The sequence below is a fragment of the Bradyrhizobium yuanmingense genome (assembly GCF_900094575.1).
GTDB classification, from domain to species: Bacteria; Pseudomonadota; Alphaproteobacteria; order Rhizobiales; family Xanthobacteraceae; genus Bradyrhizobium; species Bradyrhizobium yuanmingense.
In genome coordinates this window covers 652,008-671,738 of record NZ_FMAE01000001.1, presented here as the reverse complement: position 1 = coordinate 671,738, position 19,731 = coordinate 652,008, and the positions used below count along the sequence as shown (strand labels likewise).

Here is a 19,731-nt window from a genome sequence, read left to right as displayed (position 1 = left end):
CTCGCCTCATTGCTTTCCTGGCAGGATCGATTCCAGCACCTGCCGCGCTGCTCCCTTGATCATCCCGCTCTCGTTCGGGTCGCCCTTCATCAGGGCGAGCGAGAAGTTCTTCGCCTGCTGCAAGGTGATGTGCGGCGGCAGCGGCGGCACCTCGGGATCGGTTTTCACTTCCAGCACGACGGGCATCTCGCTTGTTAGCGCCTGTTCCCAGGCCGAGCCGAGCAGCTGTGGGCTGTCGACGAAGATGCCGCGCAGGCCGATCAATTCGGCGAAGCGCGAATAGGAGACGTCGGGAATGCGCTGTGACGCCTCGAACTTGGGATCACCGTTGATGATGCGTTGCTCCCAGGTGACTTGGTTGAGGTCCTCGTTGTTGAAGACGCAGACGATGAAGCGCGGGTCGTTCCAGTCGCGCCAATACTTCGCCGCGGTGATCAGCTCGGCCATGTTGTTCATCTGCATGGCGCCATCGCCGACGAGTGCAATCACGGGGCGGTCGGGCTGGGCGTATTTGGCCGCGAGCGCGTAAGGCACCGCAGCGCCCATCGAGGCGAGCCCGCCGGAGAGCGAGGCCGTCATGCCGCGCCGCATCTTCAGGTCGCGGGCGAACCAGTTGGCGCATGAGCCGGAATCGCTGGTGATGATGGCGCGGTCGGGCAGGCGCGGCGACAATTCCCAGGCGACGAGCTGCGGATTGACTGGCGCGGCGGGCTGATGCGCGCGGCCATCCAAAGTCTTCCACCAGGTCGCAAGGTCGTCCTGAATGCCCTGGCGCCAGGCGCCGTCGCTCTTGGGCTTCAGCCGCGGCAGCAATGCGCGCAGCGTCTCGGCGGCATCTCCGATGAGGCCGACCTCCATGGGAAAGCGGATCGACATCATGCCGGCGTCGATGTCGATCTGGACGCCGCGCGCGCTGCCTTCCTTCGGCAGGAATTCGGCGTAAGGAAAGGCCGAGCCCACCATCAGCAGCGTGTCGCATTCCATCATCATGTTGTAGCTGGGCTCGGTGCCGAGCAGGCCGATCGAGCCGGTGACCCATGGCAGGTCGTCGGGTAGCGCCGCCTTGCCCAGCAGCGCCTTGGCGCAGCCGGCCGACAGCCGGTCGGCGACCGCGATGACTTCGTCGGTTGCACCGAGCGCTCCGGCGCCGACGAGCATCGCGACCTTCTTGCCGGCATTGAGGATCTCCGCGGCGCGGTCGAGATCGGCATCACGAGGGACGACTTTAGGTGGGCTGTACCCGACGCCGGAATGCAGCGTGCCGTGCGCACGGGGCGGGTCCTCGTAATTCTCCTCCTGCAAGTCGTTGGGCAAGATGATGACGGTGGGAGTCCGCCGCGCCAGTGCGATCCGCACCGACCGATCAATCAGGTGCCGCACCTGCGCAGGCGAGGAGGCCTGCATGACATAGGCGCCGGCGACGTCCTTGAACATCGAGAGGAGGTCGAGTTCCTGCTGATATTGACCGCCGAGGGCGTTGCGCGACTGCTGGCCGACGATCCCCAGCACCGGCTGGTGATCGAGCAGCGCATCGTACAACCCGGTGACGAGATGCGAGGCGCCGGGACCGGAGGTCGCAATGCAGACGCCGAGCTGACCTGAGAATTTTGCGTAGGCGGTTGCCATGAATGCCGCCATTTCCTCGTGCCGCGCCTGCACGAAGCCGATCTTGCCGTCGGCCCGGTTCATCGCACCGAACACGCCGTTGATGCCGTCGCCCGGATAGCCAAAGATGTGGCGCACGCCCCATAGGTGCAGGCGCTGAATGATGAAGTCGGAGACGGTCTGGGACATTGCGGGCGGCTTTCTCTGTTGCGGCCTCGATAGCCTCAGAGAACCGGTTCTTTGTGGCGATGTTCCCAAGCATTTCCGGAACACGCGCCGGAACGATCGCGCACCCCTTTCGGTTGATTCACAAATGGCCGAGTGGAGAATAACGATGCTCAATCAGAGCGAACTGGACCGTAACGAGATGGGCCGGCTGATCGGAAGCGACAAGGTCGAGGGAACCGCGGTCTACGGTGCCGATCGCAACAAGATCGGTTCAATCGAACGGGTCATGATCGACAAGATCAGCGGCAAGGTCTCATATGCGGTGCTTGGTTTCGGCGGCTTTCTCGGCCTCGGCAATGATCACTATCCGTTGCCCTGGCAGTCGCTGAAGTACGACACCGAGCTCGGCGGTTACGTGACTGCGATCACCGCCAAGGATCTGGAAGGCGCGCCGAAATACGGTGAGAAGACCGACTGGAACTGGAGCGACGACGCCGCCGTGCGCGGCATCAACTCCTATTACGGTGTTCCCTTCGCTTGAGCTTTGAGAGGCGCGGCGCCTCACTCACTCCGCCGCTTCTCTCCGCCCCGGGCCCGCATGCACATGCACCTGCTTGGCATGCAGCACCTCGCCGCATTCCGAGCACACCATTACGGGATCGAACAGCTTGCCGCAGCTCTTGTGCTCGTGCAGCAGCGGGCGGCCGCGCTCGTCGCCCATATGGGCGTCGCCCCAATGCACCATCGCCATGATGATCGGGTAGAGGTCGAGCCCCTTCTGGGTGAGAATGTATTCGTAACGCTTCGGTGCTTCGGAATAGGGGACGCGGCGCAGGATGCCGAAGCGGACCAGCTTCTTCAGCCGCTCCGAGAGCAGATGGCGTGTGATCTGCAGCGAGGACTGAAACGCCTCGAACCGCCGTACCCGCAGGAAGCACTCGCGCAGGATCAGCAGCGTCCAGCGGTCGCCAATCGCGGCGACGGTGCGCGCGAGCGAGCAGGGCTCTTCCTCCAGCGTGTCCCATTTCATGATGCGGTTCCTGCAAGTCGTCAGTCTGAAAAAGGAACTAAGTTGATCGATCAGAGAGATTTTCACTAGAAGCTAACATTCAGCCGCTCAGTTTGACAGTTCTATTTTTGAACTATAGCCTCCGGCACATAAATGCCGCGCGCTCGCAGCGCGGCCCATGGGAGGAGGCGGTCTTGTCCAAGCGAAACGCCACTGCGGCCGTCATCGGAGCCGGCGATTTCATCGGCGCCGAGATCGCCAAGAAGTTTGCCGCCGAAGGGTTCTCGATTTTCGCCGGCCGCCGCAATGGCGATAAGCTGGCGCCGCTGGTGCAAGAGATCGAAGCTGCCGGTGGTGACATCCACGCGCGCTCGCTCGACGCGCGGAAGGAAGATGAGGTCATCGCCTTCCTGAACGACGCCGACAAGCATGCACCGCTCGAAGTCTGCATCTTCAACGTCGGCGCCAACGTCAATTTTCCGATCCTCGACACCACCGAGCGCGTGTTTCGGAAAGTGTGGGAGATGGCCTGCTATTCCGGCTTCCTCGCGGGCCGTGAGGCGGCGCGGCTGATGCTGCCGCGCGGCGGCGGCAACATCTTTTTCACGGGTGCGACTGCAAGCCTGCGCGGCGGCAGCGGGTATGCCGCCTTCGCCAGCGCCAAGTTCGGCCTGCGCGCGGTTGCGCAGGCGATGGCGCGCGAGCTCGGGCCGAAGAACATCCACGTCGCCCACCTCATCATCGATTCCGGCGTCGACACCGAATGGGTGCGCCAGCGCCGGCTCGAGGCGCTCGGGCCGAATGCGCTCGATAATCCCGATCTCCTGATGCCGCCGTCATCGGTCGCGAGCGCCTATTGGCAGCTCTACCAGCAGCCGAAGAGCGCCTGGACCTTCGAGATGGAGATCCGCCCCTTCGGAGAGAAATGGTGACCGCCGCGAGAAAGTCCGGCTAGACTGAGCTCAACATCAAGCAAAACCGGGAGGATTTTCAGTGAAGACCGCGATCACCGAACTGTTCGGCATCGAGCACCCGATCATCCAAGGCGGCATGCATTTCGTCGGCTTCGCCGAGCTGGCCGCTGCCGTCTCCAATGCCGGCGGGCTCGGCATCATCACCGGTCTCACGCAGAAGACGCCCGAGCTGCTCGCCAAGGAGATCGCGCGCTGCCGCGACATGACGGACAAGCCGTTCGGCGTCAACCTCACCTTCCTGCCGGCCTTCTCGGCGCCGCCTTATCCGGAATATATCGCAGCCATCGTCGAGGGCGGCATCAAGGCGGTGGAGACCGCGGGCCGCAGCCCGGAAGCCTACATGCCGGCGCTGAAGGCCGCCGGCATCAAGGTCATCCACAAATGCACATCGGTGCGTCACTCGCTGAAGGCCGAGCGCATCGGCTGCGACGCCGTCAGCGTCGACGGCTTTGAGTGCGGCGGCCATCCCGGCGAGGACGACATTCCCAACATGATCCTGCTGCCGCGTGCGGCGGAAGAGCTGAAGATCCCGTTCGTCGCCTCCGGCGGCATGGCCGATGGTCGCAGCCTGGTCGCGGCGCTCTCGCTGGGCGCGGCGGGCATGAACATGGGCACGCGCTTCATCGCCACCAAGGAAGCGCCGGTGCACCAGAACGTCAAGAATGCTCTCGTCGCAGCCACCGAGCTCGATACCCGCCTGATCATGCGGGCGTTGCGCAATACCGAGCGCGTCCTGAAGAACGCCAATGTCGACCGCCTGCTCGAGATCGAGCGCGAAAAGGGCGCCAAGCTCACGATCGACGACATCCACGACCAGGTCGCGGGCGTCTATCCCAAGATCATGCTGGACGGCCAGATGGATGCCGGCGCCTGGAGCTGCGGCATGGTCGCGGGCCTGATCCACGACATCCCGTCCTGCAAGGAGCTGATCGATCGCATCATGGGCGAGGCTGAAACCATCATCCGCAGCCGCCTGCTGGGGTTCCTGGACGGGACGGACGCTGCGCGAAAGGTCGCCTGACACCGTCAAACTTCTTAACCACGGCGGCATCTGACCGCTGGAATTACGCGCGGCGCCTCCTAGATAGGGGTAAATTGCCCCTTTCATAAATCGATTTCAGGAGGCGTCCATGGTCCTGAAAAGCGTTCCCTTCGCAATTGCCTTCGCCCTCGTGGTCGCAGGGGCCGGTGTTGCGCGCGCCGACGACTACAAGCCCGGCGAATATCTTGGTCTCGATCTCTCCAAGGCGGTGCTGTCGCCGAAACGTCTCGGGCCGGAGACGCACTTCGCGCCGGTCCCGCTCGAAGCGCGTGGCGCGAACGAAGCGCAGGCGCGTGCTGAGCCGGTCGATGTGCCGAAGAAGGTTGCCGCCGAACGTGTTCGTGTGGCCGAGCCGAAGAGCGCGCATGCCAGAAGCGCACCGTCGCGCGGGGCGGCCCGCGCCAAGCTAGCACGCCGCGGCAACCCGCTCGATGCGCAGGCGATGGACACCCGCATCCAGACCTGGCCATGCCGCTCTGGCGGCATTTGCAACTGGAAGCGGTGATCACAGCCGTCATCCCCGCGTCGCAAAACCGTAGGCGCGGAGTCAAGAAACCGTAAGCTGGCAGTCAAGGAGCGCAGGCACCTTCCGTCGCGATTCGACGAAGGTCTCCTGAATGGCAACGCTCCGCGCCTCGCGCGCCTGGACCCGGCGGCAGTTCCTGGTCCGCTCCGCTTCCAGTCTCGCCATCGCCGCGCTCGCGAAGCCTCATTTGAGCCGCGCCGCCGATCGGCCGCCGATCGCAGGCGGCATCCAGTCCGGCGATGTCTCCGGCGGCTCCGCGGTGATCTGGGCGCGCGCCGACCGTCCCGCGCGGATGCAGGTGGAATGCTCCACGGTCGAGAGCTTCAAGACCATCATCGCCTCGGCCTCGGGCGATGCGCTGCCCGCTGCCGATCTCACTGCAAAACTCCTGCTGGCGGATCTGCCGCCCGGGCAGGACATCTTCTACCGCGTCCGCTTCGACGACATCGCCACCGGACTCGTCGGCGAAAGCCGCGTCGGCCATTTCCGCACCGCGCCGGCAGCGCGCCAGTCGATCTCGTTTCTGTGGTCCGGTGACACCGCGGGCCAGGGCTGGGGCATCGACGTCTCCCGCGGCGGCTATCGCAGCTATCGCACCATGCTCGATAACAATCCGGATTTCTTCATCCACTGTGGCGATCACATCTACGCGGACTGCACGATCCCTTCCGAACAGAAGCTGCCGAACGGCGAGACCTGGCGCAACCTCGTCACCGAAGAGAAGTCGGAGGTGGCGCACACCCTGGCGCAGTTCCGCGGCAACTACAAATACAACCACCTCGACGAACACTTTCGCGCCTTCCATGCGCAGGTGCCGATGTTCGCGCAATGGGACGATCACGAGGTGACCAACGACTGGTCGCCGATCGGGACCTATGACGAGTCCGGACACGAGGACGACGGCACCCCGCGCCTGGTCGCGCGAGCCCGCCGGGCCTTCTTCGACTTCATGCCAATCCGCGACATCGGCGCGCGGCACGGCCGCGTCTATCGCAAGATCGCCTATGGCCCGCTGCTCGACGTCTTCATGATCGACATGCGCAGCTACCGCGACGAGAGCTGGAACAAGGGCGATGATCACCGCGGCTGGATCCTGGGCGCCGAGCAGCTCGCCTGGCTCAAGCGCGAGCTCGCCGCTTCGCGCGCGACCTGGAAGGTGATCGCGGCCGACTTGCCGATTGGCCTGATCAGCCTGGATGCCGTTGCGCTCGGCGATGGGCCGCCCGACCGGCGTGAGCACGAGATCGCCGATCTGCTCGCATTCATCACGCGCGCCGGTATCCGCAACATCGTCTGGCTCACCGCCGACATGCATTACACCGCCGCGCACTACTACGATCCGAAGAAGGCGCAATTTAAGGATTTCGAGCCGTTCTGGGAGTTCGTCTCCGGCCCGCTGCATGCCGGCAGCTGGGGACCGGGCGAGCTCGACGACACCTTCGGCCCGGTCGCGATGTACCAGCATGGCTGCAGCGCTGCGCAAGGCGAGAATCTCGCGCCCTGCTTCGGCTTGCAGTTCTTCGGGCGGGTCGACATCGATGGCCACAGCGGCGTGATGACGGTGACCCTGAAGGACGTCGACAATCGCGACCTCTGGTCGGTCGACATCGTGCCGCAGCCGCAGGTGCAACCCGCGGTCGTGGCGCAGCATTGGTGAGGTTGCGGCGCGCCAGTCGTCATGCCCGGGCTTGTCCGGGGCATCCACGTTCTTCGTGCCGCGTGGCAATGCGTGGATGACCGGGACAAGCCGGCCATGACGATGGAGAGGCATTGCTAACCCGATCTTGATTGGCCGCTGTGCTCCTCCCGCGCTAGGGTGAGGGGTCCCGCCACTTCTTTTCCATCACCGAAAAGTCTGCTCACGCGGCATCGCCGCGCGATCCGGTGGGCTGAATTGCTCAGGAGCCTGTTGCATGGATCATCTGAAAACACAGGGCATCAGCATGCCCAAGCTCGGCCTCGGCACCTTCCGCATGCAGGGCGATGCCTGCCGTGCCGCGGTCGAGAGCGCGCTTTCGATCGGCTATCGCCACATCGATACCGCCGAGATGTACGCCAACGAGGAGGCGATCGGCGCGGCCATCGCCGCGTCCGGCGTGTCGCGTGGCGAGTTGCACGTCACCACGAAAGTCTGGCACGAGAACCTCAGCTCCGATGCGATCCGCCGCGCTTTCGAAGCCAGCCTCAAGAAGCTCCGGCTCGACCATGTCGACCTCTATCTCGTGCATTGGCCGTCGAAGGCCGCGAACTGGGGGGCGGTGTTCGAAACGCTGATGACGCTCAAGGAGGAGGGGCGCACGCGCGCCATCGGCGTTGCCAATTTCACCACCGCGCTGCTCAAGGTCGCGGTCGAGGAGATCAAGGCGCCAATCGCCTGCAACCAGGTCGAATATCACGCCATGCTCGATCAATCGAAGGTGCTTGCCTATCTCCAGCCGAGGTCGATCCCGCTGGTTGCCTATTGTCCGCTGGCGCAAGGGCGTTTCGCGAGCGATCCGGTGCTGGCCGACATCGGCGCCCGGCACAATGCCACCGCCGCGCAGGTCGCGTTGAAATGGCTGCTCGACCAGGACGGCGTCGCCGCGATCCCCAAGGCCTCGCGGCGCGAGAGCCAGCAGGCCAATCTCGACGCGCTGAAGATCACGCTCGACGATGCCGATCGCGAGAAGATCGCCGCGCTGGCGAAGGACAGACGCTGCGTCAATCCAGGCTTCGCGCCAGCATGGGATTAGGCGCTCTGTACCCTCTCCCCCTGTGGGAGAGGGTGGCTCGCCGCAAAGCGGCGAGACGGGTGAGGGGTCTCTCTCCGCGCATGAGTCTTTCACTTTCGCACTTGCTGACGCAACCCCGCATCCGGCGCAATAGCCGATGCGCATTATCGGCGTTCTCAAGAACGGCGGCCGAAGGCCGCCTATGCCACCTTCTCCCACAAGGGGAGAAGGAAAAGAACACAATAGAAATAGCCCCGTGAGGGGCCATTTCCTTGTCGCGTTGCGCATTAGTCCCAGTGGTGATGGCGATGGCTGCGCTTGATCACGACGACCTTGTCGCCGCGATGGTGGCGATGCCAGCCATGATGACGATGTCCGCGGAATTCGGCGCGGGCGCCGTACGGGCCGTGGTGATGATGATGATGATAACCGCCGCTGCGCTTGATCACCACCGTCTCCGCACTTGCGAGCGTTGGCGCCGCGATCACGAGCGCACCGAGAGCCGCAACCACATAACCAAGCTTCTTCATGATGTCCTCCTCCAAACGAATGCACATCTAAACCGCAGATTTGCGCGAACGTTCCGGAGGAGCGGGAAGAGAATTCTGAACGGATGTTCAGACGAAGGCGTGCTAATCGCAGCGCTGCTGCGCGGGCGTCGGCGCACCGCTGGCGACGTATTTGCCGTTCCTGATCGTGTACTCGCCGCGCTCGCTGCGATTGTAGATCGCGCGCAGGCTGCCGTCCTTCTGCAACAGCAACCCGAACTCGCGGGCCTGATGCAGCGAGGGGAAGTACACCATGACATTGAGCAGGCCCTCGGCATTGACCGTGGCGGACACCACCTCGTTCTCGTCCCTGGCCTCGCCGAAATCGCGCCGGTACATCACACGGCCGTCTTTCCGGATTTCGTAAGTCAAGCGCGCGCCCTGGTCGCGGTCGGGCCTACCCGAGCAATCGACCGCCCAGGAGCCGAGCAGGCCCCATTGCTCCACGGTCACGGCCAGCGTCTCGGCACCAGCCGTGGGGGTGAACGCGACCCACAGCACCGCAGCCGCGATCCAGCGGCCCGAACAACGCATCATGTCCTGAAAAACCCCGCCTCGAACAATTCCAAAGTTTAGCATCCCGCGCGCGGCCCTGCCACGGCGGCTGCCGATCGCCCGCGAATTTGATCCGCGTCAATGAGGCGGGGCGGTTCGAAGATAAGATGGCGTTTCCCGAAGGCGAACGTGGATAGAGCAATGCTGAATCAAGTCATGGATTTTGCGGGCGAAGTACTGCCGGGGAGCTGTGCCGTACCGCCTTATTCCGAGGCCGCGTTTCTGAGCGAGCTGGGCGATCGGTTACGGTCCTCACGCATGCGCTGCGATCTGTCGCGCCGGGAGCTCGCCCGGCGCTCGGGGATTTCCGAGCGCTACATCGCCCAGATCGAGGCCGGCAAAGGCAACGTCTCCATCGTCCTGTTGCTGCGGCTGGCTTCCGCGATTCACGGCAGTCAGCCACAGGCGGCGTGAGGAGACGTCCGGACTGGGCCTCAGGCTCGCTTCTCCACATTGGCGCTGCGGGCGGGCACGCCAAACTCCTTGCGGCAGACTTCGGCTAGCACGGCGACGCCATCGCGGATCTGCTGGTGCGTGGGGCTGGCAAAGCACAGCCGCAGCCGCGAAGCGGAATGGCCCTTGCTGGTCGACCATTCCGGCCCCGGATTGATCGAGACGCCGGCGGCGAGCGCGGCCTGATACAGCTTCAGCGTATCGACCTGGTCGGGCAGCTTCACCCAAAGGAAGATGCCGCCCTTGGGCTCCTCGAACTCAGCGGCGGTCCCGAACTGCTCGTTGAGCGCTTCCATGAGCGTGTCGAGCTTGGTGCGCAGCGCCTTGGTCAGGGCCGGCACGTGAGTTGAAAAATGCGGCTTGCAATAGGTGGCGAGCACCATCTGCTCCAGCGCACCGGAGCCAGCATCCGTCTTCAGCGCCAGCATCCGCGACATCACCTCCCAGGGCGCCACGACGAAGCCGACGCGCAGCGCCGGCGCGATCGACTTGGAGAACGAGCCGATATGAATCACGCCGCCGCTCTCGCTCATCGCGTAGATCGCGGGCGGCCGCTGCCCCGACCAGATGAGGTCGGCATAGCAATCGTCCTCGAAGATGGGCACGCCATACTCGGTCGCGAGCCGCACCAGCTCGGTGCGGCGGCTCTCGGGCATGATGCTGCCGGTCGGGTTCTGCACCGTCGGAATGGTGTAGATGTATTTCGGTCGGATGCCGCGGCGCTTCAGGTCGGCCAGCGCGGAGGCCAGCAGATCCATGCGCATGCCGTCCTGGTCGAGGGGAATGCCGACGACGTTGACGCCGAGCCGCGCCAGCCGTGTCAGGGAGCCCTGATAGCTCTCCTGCTCGAAAATCACGGTGTCGCCGCGCGTCAATAGGGTGGCGTTGACGAGGTCGAGCGCCTGCAGCGAGCCGGAGACGATCAGGAGGTCGTCGACCGTGCAGCTGATGCCGGCGTCGCGCTTGAGTTTCGTCACCAGGAATTCGCGCAACGGCAGGTAGCCCTGCGGACCATGCGCCAGACCGTAGGTGGCGAGCGAGCGGCCCTCGCGCCGCAGCACCGTGTCGGCCGCTTCGATCAGCTCGTCGAGCGGCACCTGTTCGGAATCGTTGTTGCCGCCGACGAAGCTGTATTTGGCAAGGCCCGTCCAGCGCGCAGACGGGGCCGGCAGCCCTGCTGGAAACAGGGGCGCGAAATCGAAGCTGGACGTCATGGGAGCGTTCCTCGTTTTGTTCTTGTTGAGCTCGGCTTTGCACCGGCCGCCTTACTTCTTGCCGGCCGTCCTGGTCGGACGGCCCTGACTGATGAAAGCGTAATGCGTGTTGGCGATGCCGCCAACCATTAAGGCTTCGACCACGGGTTCTGCGATCTCGCCCGTGGCGGCCCAGTCGACCAGAAAATTGGCGCCGGTCCCGCCGCGCACGTCGTCGGTCGGAATGAAGATCGAGACGGTGGCGAGCGGCCTCAACGCCACCGGCGTCTTCAGATAGCTCTCGACCTGCTTGCCTGCGGTGTCGAAATAGGCGATGCGTTTGATGACCAGCGGCTGGGTCTCGGAGGCGTTGTGTACGCTCAGCGTCACCGAGAAGTCGACACGCAGCTTGCCCTGGCTCATCGCGACGCTGGAATAGGCGGGCACGTAGAAACCGCCGGATACGGCGAGGTCCTCCTTCAGCGGCGTGGTGAGCGAATCGGCAAAGTTTTGTTCGATACTGACCTTGGATTGCGCGGCGGCGGGCACGGCAAAGGCGAGGGGAGCGAGCAGCATGGCTGCGAAGAGCCCATTCCGCATGTGACGAATTGCTCGCTTGCCGCACCGCAACCCACCTCTAGGGTGCGGCAAAACGGACCAATTTGGCATGCATGAGCTCATTCGCGATATCACACTCTCTATTCTGTTCGCCTGGATGCTGGGGCTTCTCGCCCATTTCTCCCGGCAACCGCTGATCCTGGCCTACCTTATCGCCGGCTTCTGCATAGGTCCATTCGGCGCCGGCTGGGTCCATTCGCAGGAATCGATCAGCGTCATCTCCGAGCTTGGCCTGATCTTCATGCTGTTCATGATCGGGCTCGAGATCGACCTGAAGAAGATCGTTCGGGCCGGGCGGGTGATCCTGTTCGCGGCGGGCAGCCAGCTGCTGGGCGGCTGTCTGCTCGGGCTTCTGTTCTTCGTCGGCATCGGCCTGTCGCTCGGCGGTGGGCATTTCGATGCGGTCTATCTCTGCGTCGCCTGCGCGCTGTCGAGCACGGTCATCATCGTCAAGGTGCTCTACGAGAAGCGCGAGCTCGATACGCTGCCGGGCCGCATCACGCTCGGCGTGCTGGTGCTCCAGGACATCTTTGCCATCCTGTTCCTGGCGGTGCAGCCGAGTCTCGCCAATCTGCAGGTCAGCGTCATCCTGCTCTCGATCGGCCGCGTCGCGGTGCTGGTCACGGCCGCGCTTCTGGTCAGCCGCTACGTGCTGCCGCGCGTGTTCCACCAGATCGCCCGGCGGCCCGAGCTGATCCTGCTCGGTGCGCTCGCCTGGTGCTTTCTCGTCGCCGAGACCGCCTATCAACTGTCGCTGTCGCGCGAGATGGGTGCGCTGATCGCCGGCGTCTCGCTCTCGACCTTCCCCTATGCGCTCGATGTCACCGCCAAGGTCACCACGCTGCGCGACTTCTTCATCACGCTGTTCTTCGTCGCGCTCGGCATGACCATTCCCGTGCCCGGCCTCTCGGTGATCAGCCTCGCCTTGATGATCGCGGCGTTCACGGTGGTGAGCCGCCTCGTCACCACCTTCACCCCGCTCTATCTGATGAAGCAGGGCCTGCGCGCCAGCCTGTTGCCGGCGCTCAACCTCGCGCAAATCTCCGAGTTCTCGCTGGTCGTGATCCAGACCGGCGTCGCGGACCGCCACATCGCAGCCGAGACGGCGAATGCGGCTTCGTTCGCCTTCGTGGTGCTGGCGGTGCTCTCGACCTTCGTGATGACCCGCAGCGACGAGATCACCCGTTGGGCGATCGGCCCCTTGAAGCGGATCGGCCTGCGCGATCTCGACCATGGCAACGGCCATGCCGAGGAGGGCCACGGGGGCGGCCATGGCGAGGCCCGCCGCATCGTCATCCTCGGCTTTTTCCGTGCGGCGAGTGCGCTGCTGGCCGAGATCGAACGGCAGGCACCGGTGCTGCTGGAGCAGATCACCGTGGTCGATTTCAACCCCAATGTGTACCAGACCCTGCTTTCACGTGGTCTGCACGTGATCTATGGCGACATCAGCAGCGCCGACACGCTGCTCCATGCCGGCGTCGGCAAGTCCGAGATGATCATCCTCAGCGTGCCGGATTCGCTGCTGAAGGGCGCCACCAACGAGAAGCTGGTCCGTCACGTCCGCGCGCTCAATCCGACCGCCCTGATCGTCGCCACGGCCGACCTGTTGGCCGACGTCGGCGCGCTCTACGAGGCCGGCGCCAGCTATGTCACCGTGACCCGGCTCAGCGATGCACATGAGCTGTTTACCGTGATCGAAGCCGCCCAGGCCGGCCTGCTCGCGGACAAGCGCGCCGAGCTCGATCAGCGCCTCGGCGAGCGCCGCGAGGTGCTGCCCTGACGGCGTTGGGCCGCCTACCTTGCCGCCTTCCTTGCGGGCAATCTGCGCCTATATCGCTGGTATGCCCGGTGCAAGCCTGAAACCCATCGGCAGGCCCGCCCTCGGACATATGTGGTTGCGCTGGGGAGACTAGCGCCCCGACCCAAGTCCGGCTAAGCCTCCCGGCCATAACCGATAGAGATTGGGAAATGCCCGATAGCGTTCAGGAAGTCTTGCAGGCCTTTGCTCGGGGTGAGCTCGTGGTCGTCACCGACGACGAGGACCGCGAGGGCGAGGGCGATCTGATCGTCGCCGCCTCGCTGTGCACCGCCGAGAAGATGGCCTTCATCATCCGCCATACCTCCGGCATCGTCTGTGCGCCCGTGACGACCGAGGACGCGCGCCGGCTGCGGCTCGATCCGATGGTCGCCCACAACGATTCCGCGCACACCACCGCGTTCACGGTCTCGATCGACTACAAGCCCGACGGCGGCACCGGCATCTCCGCCGAGGAGCGCGCCTCGTGCTGCCGCGCGCTCGCCAATCCCAATGTCGGCGCCAACGACTTCGCCCGGCCCGGCCACATCTTCCCGCTGATCGCCAAGGACGGCGGCGTGCTGCTTCGCTCCGGCCACACCGAGGCCGCGGTCGACCTCTGCAAGCTTTCCGGCCTGCCGCCGGTCGGCGTCATCAGCGAGCTCATGAACGACGACGGCAGCGTGATGAAGGGCGAGCAGGTCGCGCAATTCGCGGTCAGGCACAAGCTCAAGCACGTCACCATCGCGGACATGATCGCCTACCGCCAGGCGCGCGAGAAGCTGATCGAGCGGGTCTCGACCTTCGTCACCGACAGCCCGATCGGTCCCTTGCAGGGCTATGCCTACCGCTCGCCGTTCGATTCCATCGCCCACGTCGCCTTCGTCTATAACGGGGTCGGCGACGGCAAGAACGTGCTGACGCGCTTTCACAAGCCGAACATCGTCAAGGACACCTTCACCGGCCACAAGCGCATGGCCGCCGTGCTCGAGCATTTCAAGAAGACCGGCCGCGGCGTGCTGGTCTACCTGCGCGACGGCGCGGCCGGCGTGCCCGTTTCGCCGCTGCCGGACGAGACGTCGACGGAGGCCGACCGCAACCGCCAGTGGCGCGAGGTCGGCGTCGGCGCGCAGATCCTGCGCGACCTCGGCGTGACTTCGATCCGGCATCTCACCTCGTCGGTGCACGACTACAAGGGCCTATCGGGCTTCGGCATCGAGATCGTCGCCAACGAGCAGCTCGAAAGCTGACACGCATTGTCTTTCTCCCGGTCGCGCTGAAAGCGCCACCCCGAACGACCAAGCCAGGATGCAATTGAACTTGTTGCCGCGGCGCTTTACTTTGTCGGGCAATTATCGACGGAACCAGACGCGAAAGGACGTTTCATGAGCGTGCGCCCTCAGGCCAAGGACAAGCCGGCTGCGGCTTCTTTCCAGTGGGACGATCCGTTCCTGCTCGACGAGCAGCTCACCGAAGACGAGCGCATGGTTCGCGACACCGCCCGCGCCTATGCGCAGGACAAGCTGCTGCCGCGCGTCTCCAAGGCCTATCTCGAGGAGAAGACCGACCGCGAGATCTTCAACGAGATGGGCGAGCTCGGCCTGATCGGCATCACGCTGCCGGAAGAATATGGCTGCGCCAATGCGAGCTACGTCGCCTATGGCCTCGTCGCGCGCGAGATCGAGCGGGTCGATTCCGGCTATCGCTCGATGAACTCGGTGCAGTCCTCGCTGGTGATGTACCCGATCTACGCCTATGGCGACGAGAACCAGCGCAAGAAGTACCTGCCCAAGCTCGCCAGCGGCGAGTGGGTCGGCTGCTTCGGCCTGACCGAGCCCGATGCCGGCTCCGATCCGGCCGGCATGAAGACCCGCGCCGAGAAGGTGTCGGACGGCTATCGCCTCACCGGCAGCAAGATGTGGATCTCGAACGCGCCGATCGCCGACGTCTTCGTGGTCTGGGCCAAGTCGGCCGCGCACGACAACCAGATCCGCGGCTTCGTGCTGGAGAAGGGCATGAAGGGCCTGTCCGCGCCGAAGATCGGCGGCAAGCTCTCGCTGCGCGCCTCCATAACCGGTGAGGTCGTGATGGACGGCGTCGTGGTCCCGGAGGACGCCCTGCTGCCCAACGTCTCCGGCCTCAAGGGCCCGTTCGGCTGCCTCAACCGCGCCCGCTACGGCATCTCCTGGGGTGCGCTTGGCGCCGCCGAGGACTGCATGCACCGCGCCCGTCAATACACGCTCGATCGCAAGCAGTTCGGCAAGCCGCTCGCCGCGACCCAGCTGGTGCAGAAGAAGCTCGCCGACATGGAGACCGAGATCGCCCTCGGCCTGCAGGGCTCGCTTCGCGTCGGCCGCCTGATGGACGAGGGCAAGTTCGCGCCCGAGATGATCTCGATCATGAAGCGCAACAATTGCGGCAAGGCCCTCGACATCGCCCGCACCGCCCGCGACATGCACGGCGGCAACGGCATCTCTATCGAGTATCACGTGATGCGCCACGTCCATAACCTCGAGACGGTCAACACCTACGAGGGCACCCACGACGTCCACGCCCTGATCCTGGGCCGCGCGATCACGGGCATTCAGGCGTTTTTCTAGTCACTGTGTTTTTCCGCCGCGGCTAGCTTGCTCAACTGTCATCGCCCGCGCAGGCGGGCGATCCAGTATCCCAGAGACTTCGCTTTTGTCACTGGCGCTGCGGCGTACTGGATACCCCGCCTTCGCGGGGTATGACGGCAGAGAGTGTGGCACAGGAAGTCCCATGTCCGACAACGACGACATCCCGTTCAACCGCAACTTTCCGCTGAAGCCCGGCATCGTCGAGGAGGTCCGCCCCGGCGTGCGGCGCGTGCTCTGCAACAATCCGAGCCCGTTCACCTTCACGGGCACGGTCAGCTACATCGTCGGCAAGGGCAATGTCGCGATCATCGATCCCGGTCCAGACGATGCGGCGCATGCGGCGGCGCTGCTCGATGCCGTGCGCGGCGAGACCGTGACGCACATCTTCGTCACCCACACCCATCGCGACCATTCGCCGAACACCGCGCGGATCAAGCAGGCGACGGCGGCGCCGGTCTATGCCGAAGGCCCGCATCGCGCCTCGCGGCCGCGATTCGAGAGCGAGAAGCACAATCCGGAATCCGGCGCCGACCGCGATTTTGCCCCGGACGTCAATCTCGCGCACGGCGACGTCGTGGAAGGTGACGGCTGGCGGCTCGAAGCCGTCGCGACGCCCGGCCACACGGCCAACCATCTGGCATTCGCCTGGCCGGAGCGGAAGTTCAACTTCGTCGGCGATCACGTGATGGGCTGGTCGACCTCGATCGTGGCGCCGCCGGACGGCTCGATGATCGACTACATGGATTCGCTCGACCGGCTCGCCACCCGCGAGGAGGATCTCTATTTCTCGGGCCATGGCCCCGAGATTCCCGAGGGCCAGCGCTTCGTGCGCTTCCTGATCCGCCACCGCAAGGCACGCGAGGCCTCGATCCTGCACCGCCTCGCCAAGGGCGAGACCGACATCCCGACCATGGTCCGCGCGATCTATATCGGTATCGATCCGCGCCTGACGACAGCTGCCGGCTATTCCGTGCTGGCGCATTTGGAAGATCTGGTCGCCCGCGGCGTGGTGGCGACGGATGGCGATCCCGTGATCGGCGGGACCTATCGGATGGCCTAGGGGGCGAATAGCGAATGGGGAATAGCGAATGGGCGGCTCCATTCGCTATTCGCTACTCCCCATTCGCCAAGTCACTTCTTCACCGTCTTCGCCGGCGCCTTGGGCGGCGTCACCGGCGTCTTCTTCACCGGCTTGAGTGCATCGGCATCGGCGGCGGTGTTGAGGTCGTCGATGAACGTCTTGACGCGTGCGGCATTGCTGCCGAGATCGCTGTCGAAATTGCGCGACGCAGAGCGGATATCGACGCGGGAATCATCGCCATCCGGCACGACCCTGATCGAAACGTCCTCGCGGAAACCCATGATCGGCGTGCGCGCCACCGCCTCGATGCGGCCGATGCGGCGCGGCGGCTGCGGTGCGCGCTCGTCGATCACGATCCATTTGCGCTTGTGGACGAGCTGAAGCGCGATCGCATAGGCGCGGTCGGCCGAGATCTCGAGCTCGACGGGCTCGATCTCGGGATAGAAATGGCGCTGCTGCTCCGCCGAATAGAGGCCGGCATAGACCGCGGTGTTGGTGCCCTCGCCGGTGCGCAGGCGCGCCAGCGCATCGAAGCGCGGCGGATCAATCGGATTGGTGGTGATGTCGTAGATCGACGGCAGCTTGCGATATTGAAAGGCCAGATAGGCGGGATAGGCGAGGATCGCCCCGTCGATCAGGAAGGCGAGCAGGATGCGCGCCATGCCGCGCGAGCCGTTCTGCCAGATTGCGGCAAAGCCGGCGAGCCCGAACAGGATCGAGAGGCCGGCGATCGCGAGCCCGCCGATGAACGTCGCCAGCGCCGGCTTGGGCTCCAGGAAATCGAAACGGACGACGATGATCGACACCACCACCGCCAAAACCGCGAACACGGCCAGATTGCGCGCCCAGCTCGCGAGGCTGGACACGGGCTCCGACTGGTAGGGAGCGGAAAACCTGCGGGCCATCGGGTGAGCTCTGCCGGGGTTGGCGATGCCGGCCGATTTGGCGCGACGATGCGCCGTTGAGACCACGGCGCGGGAGCAAATTCAAGGGTTCCGGCTACGCCCAAGCCGTCATGCCCGGGCTTGTCCCGGCCATCCACGTTCACTGCACCGTGGGGCAAGGCGTGGATGGCCGGGACAAGCCCGGCCATGACGTCGTGGAGGCTTCAACAAGTCGGACGCGGACGCCCCTCCAAGGACGAGCGCACCCAGCCCGTCACGCCGCCGCGTTCGGGAACCGGTAATCCTTAAACTGGTCGCGCAGCGCCGTCTTCAGGATCTTGCCGGTGGCGGTGTGCGGAATGCCGTCGACGAAAGCGACGTCGTCGGGCATCCACCATTTGGCGATCTTGCCCTCCATGAACTTCAGGATGTCCTCGCGCGTGGCCTGCTGGCCCTGCTTGAGCTGCACGATCAGCAGCGGCCGCTCGTCCCATTTGGGGTGGAACACGCCGATCACGGCGGCTTCCGCCACGGCGGGGTGGCCCACCGCGAGGTTTTCGAGGTCGATCGAGGAGATCCACTCGCCGCCGGACTTGATCACATCCTTGGAGCGGTCGGTGATCCGCATATAGCCGTCCTCGTCGATGGTCGAGACGTCGCCGGTGTCGAAGAAGCCGTCCTCGTCGAGGATGTTGCTATCGACGCGGTAATAGGCCTTGGCGACGGCGGGCCCGGAGACCTTGAGGCGGCCAAAGGTCTTGCCGTCCCAGGGCAGCTCCTTGCCGGCATCGTCGGTGATCTTCATCTGCACGGCGAACGGCGCATAACCCTGCATCTGCAGCACGTCGAGCCTGGCATCGCCGGTCGCATTCTGGAACGGCGGCTTCAGCGCCGCGACGGTGCCGATCGGGCTCATCTCGGTCATGCCCCAGGCGTGGCGGACGTTCGAGCCCATGTCGAGGAAGGCCTTGATCATCGAGCGCGGCATTGCCGAGCCGCCGCAGATCACCATCTTCAGATCCGGCAGCTTGAGATTGTTGGCGGTCATGTGCTGGAGCAGCATCAGCCACACCGTCGGCACGCCGGCGGTGTGCGTCACCTTCTCGGTCGAGAGCAGTTCGTAGACCGAGGCGCCGTCGAGCTTGGCGCCCGGCATCACCAGCTTGGTGCCCTGCGAGGGCGCGGAGAAGGCGATGCCCCAGCTGTTGGCATGGAACAGCGGAACCACCGGCAGCATTGTCTCGGACGCACTGGTGCCGAGCGCGTCGACGTTGTTGGCCATCAGCGCGTGCAGCACGTTGGAGCGATGCGAATACAGCACACCTTTGGGATCGCCGGTCGTGCCGGAGGTGTAGCACATCGCCGCCGCCGTGTTCTCGTCAAAGTCCTTCCATTTGAATTTGCCGTCGGCCTGCGCAATCCAGTCCTCGTAGGCGACCGCGTTCTTCAGCGTGGTCTCCGGCATGTGAGCCTTGTCGGTGAGCACGATGTAGCGCTCCACGCTGGGCAGCTTGTCCGCGATCTTCTCCAGGATCGGAATGAAGGTGAGATCGGTCATCACGACGCGATCCTGCGCATGATTGATGATCCAGGCGATCTGTTCGGGGAAAAGGCGCGGATTGACGGTATGGCAGATGGCGCCGATCCCCATGATGCCGTACCAGACCTCCAGATGGCGCCAGGTGTTCCAGGCGATCGTTGCGACGCGATCGCCGAGCTTGATGCCGTCGCGCTCCAGCATCTGCGAGACCTTGAGCGCGCGCTTGTGGATCTCGGCGTAGTTGGTGCGATGGATCGGTCCCTCGACCGAGCGTGTGACCACCTCCTGCTTGCCATGAATCCTGGCGGCGTGTTCGATGATCCGGTGGCAGAGCAGGGGCCAATCTTGCATCAAACCAAGCATTCCGACGTTCCTCCGAGAAGTCGCTGGGCGCGTTATCGCTCTCAG

At 64.6% G+C, this 19,731-nt stretch carries 19 protein-coding genes; 11 read left to right on the top strand and 8 right to left on the bottom strand.

The window, feature by feature from the left end; all coding sequences use genetic code 11:
• Positions 1 to 6: 6 nt before the first annotated feature.
• Positions 7 to 1,794, bottom strand: coding sequence for a thiamine pyrophosphate-requiring protein (locus GA0061099_RS03005; RefSeq protein WP_036031005.1), 1,788 nt, complete (start codon positions 1,792 to 1,794; stop codon positions 7 to 9).
• 145 nt (positions 1,795 to 1,939) lie between these two features.
• Here GA0061099_RS03005 and GA0061099_RS03000 point away from each other — a divergent pair, with 145 nt between their 5' ends.
• Complete coding sequence (locus GA0061099_RS03000; RefSeq protein WP_036003959.1) at positions 1,940 to 2,314, top strand: PRC-barrel domain-containing protein; 375 nt, start codon at positions 1,940 to 1,942, stop codon at positions 2,312 to 2,314.
• A 24-nt stretch (positions 2,315 to 2,338) separates the two neighbouring features.
• Here GA0061099_RS03000 and GA0061099_RS02995 read toward each other — a convergent pair whose 3' ends face one another.
• Positions 2,339 to 2,803 (bottom strand): winged helix-turn-helix transcriptional regulator, encoded by a 465-nt coding sequence (locus tag GA0061099_RS02995; RefSeq protein WP_036031008.1) that lies wholly within the window; start codon positions 2,801 to 2,803, stop codon positions 2,339 to 2,341.
• Between the two features lie 173 nt (positions 2,804 to 2,976).
• Here GA0061099_RS02995 and GA0061099_RS02990 point away from each other — a divergent pair, with 173 nt between their 5' ends.
• The 5 genes from GA0061099_RS02990 to GA0061099_RS02970 all read left to right on the top strand — a co-directional run bounded on the left by GA0061099_RS02990 (position 2,977) and on the right by GA0061099_RS02970 (position 8,056).
• Complete coding sequence (locus tag GA0061099_RS02990) at positions 2,977 to 3,714, top strand: SDR family oxidoreductase (protein WP_036031046.1); 738 nt, start codon at positions 2,977 to 2,979, stop codon at positions 3,712 to 3,714.
• 61 nt (positions 3,715 to 3,775) lie between these two features.
• Positions 3,776 to 4,777, top strand: coding sequence for an NAD(P)H-dependent flavin oxidoreductase (locus GA0061099_RS02985; RefSeq protein WP_036031011.1), 1,002 nt, complete (start codon positions 3,776 to 3,778; stop codon positions 4,775 to 4,777).
• Between the two features lie 109 nt (positions 4,778 to 4,886).
• Entirely contained in the window at positions 4,887 to 5,303 is a 417-nt protein-coding gene (locus GA0061099_RS02980; protein ID WP_036031014.1) for a hypothetical protein, read from the top strand.
• Between the two features lie 112 nt (positions 5,304 to 5,415).
• Positions 5,416 to 6,981 carry an alkaline phosphatase D family protein gene (locus GA0061099_RS02975; RefSeq protein WP_036031016.1) on the top strand — a complete coding sequence of 522 codons (1,566 nt, stop codon included), beginning with the start codon at positions 5,416 to 5,418 and terminating at the stop codon, positions 6,979 to 6,981.
• A gap of 256 nt (positions 6,982 to 7,237) precedes the next feature.
• A complete protein-coding gene (locus tag GA0061099_RS02970; RefSeq protein WP_036031019.1) occupies positions 7,238 to 8,056 on the top strand; it encodes an aldo/keto reductase in 819 nt (272 codons plus the stop codon).
• A gap of 266 nt (positions 8,057 to 8,322) precedes the next feature.
• Here GA0061099_RS02970 and GA0061099_RS02965 read toward each other — a convergent pair whose 3' ends face one another.
• On the bottom strand, positions 8,323 to 8,565 hold the full coding sequence (locus GA0061099_RS02965) for a hypothetical protein (RefSeq protein WP_036031049.1): 243 nt from the start codon (positions 8,563 to 8,565) through the stop codon (positions 8,323 to 8,325).
• Positions 8,566 to 8,667: 102 nt separating this feature from the next.
• A complete protein-coding gene (locus GA0061099_RS02960; RefSeq protein ID WP_074447526.1) occupies positions 8,668 to 9,120 on the bottom strand; it encodes a hypothetical protein in 453 nt (150 codons plus the stop codon).
• A 159-nt stretch (positions 9,121 to 9,279) separates the two neighbouring features.
• Here GA0061099_RS02960 and GA0061099_RS02955 point away from each other — a divergent pair, with 159 nt between their 5' ends.
• Positions 9,280 to 9,552, top strand: a complete 273-nt coding sequence (locus tag GA0061099_RS02955; RefSeq protein WP_036031024.1) for a helix-turn-helix domain-containing protein — start codon at positions 9,280 to 9,282, stop codon at positions 9,550 to 9,552.
• Between the two features lie 20 nt (positions 9,553 to 9,572).
• Here the strand turns inward: GA0061099_RS02955 and GA0061099_RS02950 are convergent, their stop codons facing one another.
• Both GA0061099_RS02950 and GA0061099_RS02945 read right to left on the bottom strand, forming a co-directional pair.
• On the bottom strand, positions 9,573 to 10,805 hold the full coding sequence (locus GA0061099_RS02950) for an aminotransferase-like domain-containing protein (protein ID WP_036031027.1): 1,233 nt from the start codon (positions 10,803 to 10,805) through the stop codon (positions 9,573 to 9,575).
• A 51-nt stretch (positions 10,806 to 10,856) separates the two neighbouring features.
• Positions 10,857 to 11,384, bottom strand: a complete 528-nt coding sequence (locus GA0061099_RS02945) for a DUF3124 domain-containing protein (RefSeq protein ID WP_036004005.1) — start codon at positions 11,382 to 11,384, stop codon at positions 10,857 to 10,859.
• A 67-nt stretch (positions 11,385 to 11,451) separates the two neighbouring features.
• Between GA0061099_RS02945 and GA0061099_RS02940 the strand changes: the two genes are divergently transcribed.
• The 4 genes from GA0061099_RS02940 (at position 11,452) to GA0061099_RS02925 (ending at position 16,878) form a co-directional block, all read left to right on the top strand.
• Positions 11,452 to 13,182 (top strand): cation:proton antiporter, encoded by a 1,731-nt coding sequence (locus tag GA0061099_RS02940; protein ID WP_036004008.1) that lies wholly within the window; start codon positions 11,452 to 11,454, stop codon positions 13,180 to 13,182.
• A 188-nt stretch (positions 13,183 to 13,370) separates the two neighbouring features.
• On the top strand, positions 13,371 to 14,447 hold the full coding sequence (ribB, locus tag GA0061099_RS02935) for a 3,4-dihydroxy-2-butanone-4-phosphate synthase (protein ID WP_036004011.1): 1,077 nt from the start codon (positions 13,371 to 13,373) through the stop codon (positions 14,445 to 14,447).
• 135 nt (positions 14,448 to 14,582) lie between these two features.
• Positions 14,583 to 15,797, top strand: a complete 1,215-nt coding sequence (locus GA0061099_RS02930) for an acyl-CoA dehydrogenase (RefSeq protein WP_036004014.1) — start codon at positions 14,583 to 14,585, stop codon at positions 15,795 to 15,797.
• 163 nt (positions 15,798 to 15,960) lie between these two features.
• Positions 15,961 to 16,878 (top strand): MBL fold metallo-hydrolase, encoded by a 918-nt coding sequence (locus GA0061099_RS02925; RefSeq protein WP_036031031.1) that lies wholly within the window; start codon positions 15,961 to 15,963, stop codon positions 16,876 to 16,878.
• Between the two features lie 71 nt (positions 16,879 to 16,949).
• Here GA0061099_RS02925 and GA0061099_RS02920 read toward each other — a convergent pair whose 3' ends face one another.
• Positions 16,950 to 17,804, bottom strand: a complete 855-nt coding sequence (locus GA0061099_RS02920; RefSeq protein ID WP_036004020.1) for a DUF1499 domain-containing protein — start codon at positions 17,802 to 17,804, stop codon at positions 16,950 to 16,952.
• Between the two features lie 253 nt (positions 17,805 to 18,057).
• Positions 18,058 to 19,686 (bottom strand): fatty-acid--CoA ligase, encoded by a 1,629-nt coding sequence (locus GA0061099_RS02915; protein WP_036004029.1) that lies wholly within the window; start codon positions 19,684 to 19,686, stop codon positions 18,058 to 18,060.
• Between the last annotated feature and the right edge of the window lie 45 nt (positions 19,687 to 19,731).